Consider the following 9890-nt stretch of genomic DNA (forward strand, 5'->3'; position numbering starts at 1 on the left):
AAAAGACGGACATATCAATCGGATTTCTGCGATATCTAGAGTTCAGGGACAAAGCCTATCAACGGCGGACTATCGCGTCTGTTATCAAAGTCGTGTTGGTCCAATACAATGGTTAGAACCAACCTTGGATCAGGAATTACAAAATGCAGCGCGTGATTGCGTTCCTGTCGTTGTTGTCCCCATCAGCTTTGTATCGGATCATTCAGAAACGTTGGTTGAATTGGATAGTGAGTACAAAGAAAAAGCAGCAACTTATGGTGTACCCTTTTATGGCCGGGTGCCAAGCCTTGGGTGTCATCCATTATTCATAAAAAGTTTAGCAGAATTAATCATGAACCCACTTTCTTTTGCATCAAAAGAAATGGTACCATCACCCTAGTATTCGTTCGTAAAATTCCCGCAAGATGCCAATAAAACACCCAAAAAATCCTGTGCAAATCTCTGCTTCTTTGCTGTCTGCTGATTTACTAAATTTAGAACGTGAAATTGAATCACTAGAGGCAGCAGGGGCTGACTGGCTCCATCTGGATATCATGGATGGGCATTTTGTGCCGAATTTAACGTTTGGCCCTGATTTGGTGCGGCGTATACGAAAAATAACCCCCCTCCCCCTGGATGTTCATTTGATGATCAGTCCGGTCGACACGTTTATTGATGCATTTTCGGATGCCGGAGCCGATTTTATAACAATTCATCCAGAATCCGGTCCCCACCCCCACCGAACAGTGCAGCATATCAAATCGCGTGGCTGCAAAGCCGGGCTTGCCTTGAATCCAGGCACACCAATCGAGCATATTTTTCCGCTGATGGATATGATTGATCTGGTTTTGGTTATGTCTGTTAACCCGGGATTCGGGGGGCAGGATTTTATTTATGGCGCCCTTAAAAAATTAAGCCAACTCAGAAATCACTTGCCCCAAACCGTGAAATTGTCCATTGATGGCGGTATAAATGACCAAACGGCCCTCTTGGCTACCTTGGCTGGGGCCGATATTTTGGTTTCCGGGAATTATATTTTTTCTGGAAAAGATTATGCCCATCAAATCAACATGTTACGCAATTGCTGACCATGCTAAACAAACCAAACAACAAAACCAGCAATTCATCCAGTCGTTTATCAGGCAAGGTCAGGCACTTTTTTGAGAGAAGCCCCCTGTATGGTATGACCCTGCGTAAAAAAATGCCTGATGGCCTGCTCAGGGTTCCAACGGATCCTTGGCCTGGCGATATCCGAACGGCCCGGGCGCTGTTGGAGGGCGCTTTCCCCATTGGCCATCAAATGATTTCGCTGAATGATTTTCTGGAATTATTAACACCCCAAAAAAATGGTCCAATGACAGAGCTCGATTGGATTCATGGATTCGATTGGCTAAGGGATTTGCGTTCTATCTGCACAAACAGCAGCCGCAAGCTTAGCCGACACCTGATGAACCATTGGATGGAGCATAATCAATCATCATCCTCCCGATGCTGGCTTTCTGCATCATGGCGCCCAGATATTATGGGGACGCGCTTGGCCAACTGGGTTTCCCTGTTTGATTTTTTTGGGTCCAGCGCTGACGAGGATTTTCATCGAGCGTTTATGTCTTCCCTGGGGCGTCAATATCACCATCTTATGCGAAGCTATGCCGATATAAGCGACCCGATCCGACGCTTTCGTGCCTTAAAGGGGTTAATCGTTTGCGCCTGTTCCCTTTATGGTGATTCCGACATTATCCTGTTTCTTTTAAAGGATTTGGAAAAAACCCTACAGAAACAAGTTTTTTCCGACGGGGGGCATAAAAGCCGATCCCCAGTTCTGCAGCTTTTGACAGTGCGGGACCTTATTGATATACGATCCCTTTTACGCGGCATGAACATCAAAGAACCCCCATTTTTGCAGGCTGGAATAACGGCCATGGCACCAATTATTCGCTTGCTTCGCCACAATGACGGGGAAATGGCCGATTTTGGTGATGCACAGTTTCCAATGAAAAACGAAGGGGGTGGGCATTACTATTCCTCATCCTTTATTGATATGGTTTTGTCTCTGTCTGATGTTAAGGGACGCCCACCAGGTCGGGCATCCGATATGGGATTTGATCGCCTTTCAAGTAAACTTGGAACCGTTTTGATTAACACGAAACCTTTGTTGTTTAATCGAACCAACCAACATGATGTGTCATCCCATGGCGAACCCAGCACAAACATAATGAATTTCGAATGGAGCTTTGGTCGGCAACGAATTGTTCATTCGGGTGATGTGATGGTTCAACTCAGTAGCGGCCTGTGGATAAGGGCAGAGGATCAAGATGACAGCAATTTGGATTTAGAAAGACAAACAAAAGACGGTCATATTTACTGGATGGGTGCTCACAATCAATTTTTCCGCAGCCAGCTGGCCCCCGGTGTTGGATACCACCATCAACGTCAGCTTTATCTTGGTTCCGAAGGTGGTGATTTCCGGGGAGAAGATGTCATAACTTTATCAGAATCAGGTATTGTTGCTTTACGTTTTGTTTTTGCAGAGAATACACAGTTTACGCAGCTTTCAAACAAAATTATTAAGGTCTCTGTTCCGCCTCAAGCAAAAATAACAAAAGCGGATGCAAAAAATAATAATCGGGGGTGCTGGCGTCTGATTACGGCAGGATGTCAGGAAATCATCTGCCAAGACGAGGGGAAGCCAGAGGGAAACGAGGTAGAAAAACCAGGAGCCAGCTTACCAACCCTGTTTTTGATGGCTAAATTAAAAAAAGACAAAAGACAAACGATTAAATGGGCATTTAGACAAGAAACGGAATAATAAAATGCACTTTTTTACAAAAGTGTTATCTAAAAGAGACACTTTGTAATCTTTTTACAAAAATGTTAAATAAGGGTTGCTGAAATCCGAATAACGAATTATAAATAGAAAAAACGTACTATAGTTAAAGGATAATCCAAATGAGTGACACACTAACACACAACGAATTACTTAATTTTACGGCGCAAATTACCTCTGCTTATTTTTCAAACAATGGCCTTCCCTTGGAAGAAATACCAGCGGTCATCGGTAAGGTTTACCAGGCTTTGGTTGATGCAAACAGGGGGGCAAATAGCCTTAGAAACAGAACTCCCCTTATTCCAGCAGTGCCAATCGAAGAATCCGTTAATGAGGATTATATTGTTTGTCTTGAAGACGGCAAAAAGCTTCAGATGCTTAAGCGTCACTTGAATACTGTCTATAAAATGACAATCGATCAGTACAGAGAACGCTGGGGTTTGCCTTCTGATTATCCTGTTGTGTCACCAAGCTATGCCAGAAGACGTAGCCAAATCGCAAAAAATACCGGCCTGGGTGTTACAGGGCGTCGTCGTCGTGGATTGCAAGTTGTCGTTGGTCAGCATGAGGACGGACAAGTTCAAATGGCTGTTGTTTCTGGGCAGAACTAAGGAAATCTTGGAAATATACAGTGACCGTACCGAGTAAAAAACTCTATATCAAGACATATGGCTGCCAGATGAATGTTTATGATTCTGGCCGCATGATGGACCTTTTAAAGCCGCTGGGGTACTCTCTGACAGAGGATGCCTCGACGGCTGATATGGCGATTCTCAATACATGCCACATCCGCGAAAAAGCCGAACAAAAGGTTTATTCCGAGCTGGGGCGATTAAGAGATCATCGTAACGAGAGACGCGAAACCGGCAACGATATGCTTATCGCCGTCGGTGGATGTGTTGGGCAAGCAGAGGGCGAAGAAATTATTCGCCAAGCCCCCTATGTTGATCTCGTTTTTGGGCCCCAGACCTATCATCGTTTGCCTGAAATTATTGAAAAAGCACGCCGAAAGCGCGCCTTGAGTGGTGAAAAAACCTATCAACGGACGGGTGTCATTGACACAGATTTCCCGCTTGAAAGCAAATTCGACCTTCTTCCCGCCACCACTTTTTCCCCCATAAGTGCTTTCCTATCGATCCAGGAGGGCTGCGATAAGTTTTGCACTTTTTGTGTTGTCCCCTATACCAGGGGGGCGGAATATTCCAGACCAGCAAAAGCAGTTTTGGAAGAAGCCCGTCTTTTGGTTGAATTTGGGGCGAAAGAAATAACTCTTTTGGGCCAGAATGTGAATGGCTATCATGGGGAGGCGCCCTATTCCAATTCTAACGCAATGGGACCATGGGGATTGGGACGCTTGGTTCAGGAATTGGCACTAATTCCAGGTTTGATTCGTATCCGATATATGACATCCCACCCACGTGATATGGACCAGGATTTAATCGATGCCCATCGGGATGTGCCGGCATTGATGCCCTTTTTGCACCTGCCCGTACAATCGGGCAGCAATAAAATGCTAGAAGCGATGAACCGCAAGCATACGGTTTCCGATTATTTAAATCTTATCGAAAAATTACGAAAAGCCAGGCCAGACATCGCTTTCTCCTCTGATTTTATTATTGGATTCCCGGGAGAAACACAGGCCGATCATTTAGCAACATTGGATTTAATCCGCGAGGTTGGTTATGCCCAGGCCTATTCATTTAAGTATAGCATGCGCCCCGGAACACCGGCGGCCGCTATGGATCCCCAGGTATCAGAAGAAATAAAAATAAAAAATCTGTGTGAAGTGCAAGACTTTATTAACCAAAAGCAGTTATCCTTTAATCAAGGCAAGATTGGAACAATTCAGTCTGTGTTGATTGATAGACAAGGCAAACAAGTGGGTCAGCTTATGGGTAAAACAGAATATATGCAATCTGTTCCCATTGCTGCGTCTGCTGATTTATTGGGACAACTTGTTGACGTTCGGATTGAAACAGCGTCATCCAATAGTCTAGCTGGACATATCGTCTCCCGGACTGCCTAGGGGATACAGGTCATTATGAACAAAGACTCTAATTATACAATAGAATTCCGCGATAACCATTTATTGGCACTGCTCGTTGGGCCGCAGGACAAGAATCTGTTGCGACTAGAACAACGATTAGGGGTAACGATTGCTCTTCGGGGAAACAAATTGACCATTGTTGGTCGGGAGCCTGAGGCAACCTACGCAAAAAATACGGTGCAGCTTCTCTATAAGCAAATATCAAATGGCCAGGCGATTGCGATCCCTGAGATAGATGATGCCATTCGCGTTGTTATGCATAATGAATCTTTGCATGCGCTTGAAAATGATGCAGGGCACCCCCTGGGGGAGTGTGCTCCAGGCGAACCGGGGTCGGCATCTGATGTTTCGATTTCCACAAAACGCCGCATCGTTTTTCCCCGAACGGGGGGCCAGGGCCGATACATTAAATCCATGCAAAAAAATGAAATGGTTTTCGGTATTGGGCCTGCCGGTACGGGCAAAACCTATTTGGCTGTGGCTTATGGTATCTCTCTTTTGTTAGAGGGAAAAGTTGATCGCATTATTTTGTCCCGCCCAGCAGTAGAAGCCGGCGAACATCTGGGGTTCTTACCCGGAGATTTAAAGGAAAAAATAGATCCCTACCTTCGGCCACTTTATGATGCATTGAATGACATGTTACCACCCGAGCAGGTTTTAAAACGCGTCGCGAGTGGCGAAATCGAGGTGGCTCCCCTAGCCTTTATGCGGGGGCGAACCCTGGCCAATTCATTTGTTATCTTGGACGAGGCGCAAAACACAACATCCGTTCAAATGAAAATGTTTTTAACGCGATTAGGGCCCAATTCACGAATGGTCATTACGGGAGATTTAACCCAAATTGATTTACCGACCGGGGCCACGTCAGGCCTGAAAGAAGTTTTGCGAGTGCTGGACGGGGTTGACGGAATTAACATGATTCACTTTGACGAAACAGATGTCGTTCGTCATTCATTGGTTACTAAGATTGTGCATGCATATGATACCTATTGTCACCCTGCTCATTAACGACCCCCGATGGCTGGCCTTTGCATCGGAGGATGAATGGTGCCAAAAATTTGCCCAAGGCGCGGAGGCTTTGTTTCAACACGTAGATGCGCCACAGGCTGCGCTGGAAATCAGCATTGTTTTAACAAATGACGAAGAATCGCATGTGCTCAATTTACAATACCGCGGGCAGGACAAGCCAACCAATGTACTGTCTTTTCCAGGGTTGGATCCAGATGATCTTTCTGCAATTCACGATCCTGATATGCCCTTGCTATTGGGGGATATTGTCGTGTCCCTTGAAACTGTGCTAAAAGAAACTGAACAACAGGGAAAAATTTTTGAACATCATGTGATGCATTTAATAATTCATGGTATACTACATTTGTTAGGATACGACCACGAACACGAGGCCGATGCGGCCGTTATGGAATCATTAGAAGTTATTATTTTAAAAAACCTTGGAATCAACACCCCTTACATCGAATGAAAACATCTTTATTTATCTCCCGTCAAAGGAAGAACCCGCAGTCCTCATTACCCAAAACACTGAAAGGTTTTTGGAAAAAACTGAGCAAAAATGATTCTGACAGCAGCCTTAGGGAAACGCTGGAGGAACTCATCGAGGAAAGCCTTGAGGAGGAGCCATCGATAGAATCAGACGAGCGTCAGCTCCTGGGAAATGTTCTGAATCTGAAGGACTTAACAGCGGCAGATGTGATGGTTCCCCGGGCCGACATCATGGCTGCCCCCATCACTGTCACCGAAGGGGATCTAGTTGCCCTGTTTGTTAAAACGGGGATTACACAGCTTCCGATTTATCGTGATACGTTGGATAACATTGTGGGGACCGTTCACATAAAAGACCTTTTAGCCTGGTTTCATGCTAAAAATCCCTTTGCAATCAAGAACCTTCTTAAGGAAGTAATTTTCATTTCCCCGGCCATGCGCACATTGGATCTATTGCTTCAGATGCGCGAGACTGGGTGCAAAATGGCGGTTGTCGTTGATGAGTTTGGCGGGGTTGATGGCCTAGTGACATTTGAATGCCTTATTGAGGAAATAATCGGCGATATTCAGGAAGCTCACGACCAAGAAGCATCCACCCAAATACAGGTAAAATCCGATGGTACGATTGTGGCGGATGCCCGAACAACACTAGAGGAAGTTGAAGAAGTTCTTGGGATACCACTGGCACTGAGCGAGGAAGACATCGATACTCTTGGTGGATTAGTCGTCTTTATAGCCGGACGTGTCCCCATCAGGGGCGAGCTAATCCGTCATCCATCGGGCGTGGAATTTGAGGTTCTAGAGGCCGACCCGCGCTGTATTCGCCGTTTGTGTATACGCAATGGGATGAGGGCTTAAGAGGGATGACTCCCTCTCGCTTCGAGAGGGAGTGACAGTTCGTAAAAAGGCCACATTCGACCAACCTAATACATATTAATCAAAACATTTTGCAGGATTTTCATCTCCTCCAGCGTGCGCCCGGTCCCAAGGGCAACGCAATGCAACGCATTTTCTGCCACAAACACGGGAACACCCGTTGCCTCGGCAATGACACGATCCAGGTTAACTAATAATGACCCGCCGCCCGTCATCACAATACCGCGATCAACGATATCGGCCGACAATTCAGGCGCTGTATTTTCCAGGGCACTTTTGACACCTTCGGCAATGGTCGTTACAACCTCCGCCAGGGATTCTGAGATTTGCTTTTGGTTGATTTCCAGTTCTGTTGGAACGCCATTGATCAAACTCCGCCCCTTGATGGACAGTTTTATACTTTCACTTTCGGGCTGTACGGTGGCTGATCCAATTGTTTTCTTGATGCGTTCGGCGGTTGCTTCACCAATAAGCAAATTGTGATGTTTGCGAATATATCCAATAATCGCCTCGTCCATTTTATCGCCCCCGACGCGAAAGGAACATCCATAAACAATGCCACCAAGTGATAATACAGCAACCTCTGTTGTGCCACCGCCAATATCAACAACCATCGATCCTGTTGGTTCCGTAACGGGCAACCCGGCCCCAATCGCAGCAGCCATGGGCTCCTCGATCAAAAATACACGACGTCCACCGGCACTTTCGGCCGATTCTTGAATGGCACGGCGTTCTACCGGGGTTGATCCATAGGGCACGCAAACAACGATGCGGGGTGCCGTAAATCCGCGCCTGTTATGGACCTTTCTTATGAAATGTTTGATCATTTCTTCGGCCACCTCGAAATCGGCAATGACTCCATCCCGCAAAGGGCGAATCGCTTGTATGTTGCCTGGGGTTCGCCCAACCATGAGCTTGGCTTCCTCTCCCACGGCCAAAACTTGCCTTTTCCCCTTGATCGTGGCGATCGCAACAACGGATGGTTCGTTCAAAACAATACCCCGTCCCTTGACATAAACCAAAGTATTGGCCGTTCCCAAATCGATAGCCATGTCTTTTGAAAGCATTCCTAATAGACGCGATAACATATTTTTCCTCTTTTAAAAAAACCAAGACCGTGGGAGTATTACCCATACATACATGTGTTAGTTTACAAATCCTTGCAAAAACGTTCAAGGCAGTATTTATTACTTATATCACCCTTTTAACGGTTTTTCCATTATGTCGACCGATGTTATTGACCTTAGAGACTTTTATGATTCAGCACTGGGTCAAATTGTAAAAGAAAAGTCACAAAGTATCCTTCGAACTGTTTGGGATCCCAAGGCAAGTCAAGGACAAAATCAGGCGCAAAACCAGGTTATCGTTGGATTGGGATATACCCTCCCCCTGTTCGAGTGTTGTCCCCATGATGATAAATCCTCCATTTTTGCATTTATGCCCGACCAGCAAGGGGTGTTGGGCTGGTCCAAAAAACAAAGCATCCCCTCTGCCCTAATAGAGGAAGATATGCTCCCCCTCCCCGATCGATCCGTCGACCGATTATTGATTGTTCATGCCCTGGAACACAGTCATGATCCTGAACATCTTTTGAGGGAAGCCTGGAGGGTCCTAACCTCAGAGGGGCGTCTATTCATCATCACGCCCAATCGCCGGGGCCTTTGGGCACGCTTTGACAATACGCCGTTTGGCCATGGGCGACCCTATACTATGACGCAGCTTTCTGATTTACTCCGAAACACGCTTTTTACACCAACGCATCTGTTAAGGGGGCTTTATACTCCACCGTCAAATTCTAAAATCATCATGGGGTTAAGCCCGCTGATTGAAAAAATTGGCCCGTGTTGTTTGCAAAAATTCAGCGGTTTGGTTTGCATTGAATCCGTCAAACAGGTCTATGGACCGATTTATGATTATGAAAAAATCCCCTGGCGTAAGCGGTTCCGCATTTCTTTGGCCCCACGAAGGCTGGGTCAACCAGTCGGGGTTTGATACATTTTTAAAAATTTATTCTTGTTAATTCTTATTTAATACTTATATGTAACTATAATAAGTATTATCAATTATTAATTTGAGTATGTTTTATGAGAATTATTCGTCTTTTAAGTATCTGTTGTTTAAATATTGTTGCGTTATCACAGTTTTCCACCGCGATGTCCGAAAACGCCGCCGATAGCAGTAATTCCCATAATCAACTTCTTGAGGAGCATGTGATTTGGAGCACATATCAGCTCCCGACTGGGGTGAACTATGATCTTTTGCTGGAAAACCACAATAGCGCAAAGTCCTATGGGTTACTTGATCTAAGCGATGACACGGACGATGCATTTACAGCCGATCAAGAAAGATATCGACAATTTATCATCGACATAATTGACAAATGTAACCTGGATGAAAACAACATTGCAACAAAGGGTAATTTAACAAAAGAAGATATCAGCAATACTTTTAGTATGATGTTTGATCCAGATCACGAACAGCAAAAGCATCTGAGCCCCATTCATATGAGGGCATTTTTCTTTATTAGGCCTAGTGGTAAGGAACGCGCATAATCGGCAATAGGAGTTCCGAGTTTTATACCTTGTGGCCTTATATCTAAAATTTTAGTAAAATTATTTCATTTATTTTCTTCCTCAATAAGTTCTGACTTTTAAACAATGTTGGGAA

11 protein-coding genes are annotated in these 9890 nt (G+C 45.3%); 10 read left to right on the forward strand and 1 reads right to left on the reverse strand.

The features are described 5' to 3' along the window. The 8 genes from NTX76_02475 to NTX76_02510 all read left to right on the forward strand — a co-directional run. On the forward strand, positions 1–379 hold a 379-nt coding region (locus NTX76_02475; protein MCX7338134.1), incomplete at its 5' end, for a ferrochelatase. A gap of 25 nt (positions 380–404) precedes the next feature. Beyond that, positions 405–1067: a ribulose-phosphate 3-epimerase gene (gene rpe / locus NTX76_02480; GenBank protein MCX7338135.1), complete on the forward strand. Its 663-nt coding sequence runs from the start codon at positions 405–407 to the stop codon at positions 1065–1067. A 2-nt stretch (positions 1068–1069) separates the two neighbouring features. Further along, positions 1070–2785 carry a hypothetical protein gene (locus NTX76_02485; GenBank protein ID MCX7338136.1) on the forward strand — a complete coding sequence of 572 codons (1716 nt, stop codon included), beginning with the start codon at positions 1070–1072 and terminating at the stop codon, positions 2783–2785. 140 nt (positions 2786–2925) lie between these two features. After that, positions 2926–3414, forward strand: a complete 489-nt coding sequence (locus tag NTX76_02490; protein ID MCX7338137.1) for a MucR family transcriptional regulator — start codon at positions 2926–2928, stop codon at positions 3412–3414. A 20-nt stretch (positions 3415–3434) separates the two neighbouring features. Continuing rightward, a complete protein-coding gene (gene miaB / locus NTX76_02495) occupies positions 3435–4829 on the forward strand; it encodes a tRNA (N6-isopentenyl adenosine(37)-C2)-methylthiotransferase MiaB (protein MCX7338138.1) in 1395 nt (464 codons plus the stop codon). A 15-nt stretch (positions 4830–4844) separates the two neighbouring features. Further along, positions 4845–5858 (forward strand): PhoH family protein, encoded by a 1014-nt coding sequence (locus NTX76_02500; GenBank protein MCX7338139.1) that lies wholly within the window; start codon positions 4845–4847, stop codon positions 5856–5858. Further along, positions 5830–6327 carry an rRNA maturation RNase YbeY gene (gene ybeY / locus NTX76_02505; protein ID MCX7338140.1) on the forward strand — a complete coding sequence of 166 codons (498 nt, stop codon included), beginning with the start codon at positions 5830–5832 and terminating at the stop codon, positions 6325–6327. Before NTX76_02500 ends, ybeY begins: the two co-directional genes overlap by 29 nt. Continuing rightward, a complete protein-coding gene (locus tag NTX76_02510; GenBank protein ID MCX7338141.1) occupies positions 6324–7205 on the forward strand; it encodes a hemolysin family protein in 882 nt (293 codons plus the stop codon). The genes ybeY and NTX76_02510 overlap by 4 nt, the downstream gene beginning before the upstream one ends. Positions 7206–7270: 65 nt before the next feature. Here the strand turns inward: NTX76_02510 and NTX76_02515 are convergent, their stop codons facing one another. Beyond that, positions 7271–8311, reverse strand: a complete 1041-nt coding sequence (locus tag NTX76_02515) for a rod shape-determining protein (protein MCX7338142.1) — start codon at positions 8309–8311, stop codon at positions 7271–7273. A gap of 133 nt (positions 8312–8444) precedes the next feature. On the opposite strand from NTX76_02515, the gene NTX76_02520 reads away from it, so the two are divergent. Beyond that, positions 8445–9215, forward strand: coding sequence for a class I SAM-dependent methyltransferase (locus tag NTX76_02520; GenBank protein MCX7338143.1), 771 nt, complete (start codon positions 8445–8447; stop codon positions 9213–9215). 92 nt (positions 9216–9307) lie between these two features. After that, positions 9308–9775, forward strand: coding sequence for a hypothetical protein (locus NTX76_02525; GenBank protein MCX7338144.1), 468 nt, complete (start codon positions 9308–9310; stop codon positions 9773–9775). The last annotated feature ends 115 nt before the right edge of the window (positions 9776–9890 follow it).

It is taken from the genome of Alphaproteobacteria bacterium (assembly GCA_026400645.1).
Lineage (GTDB): Bacteria > Pseudomonadota > Alphaproteobacteria > Paracaedibacterales > CAIULA01 > JAPLOP01.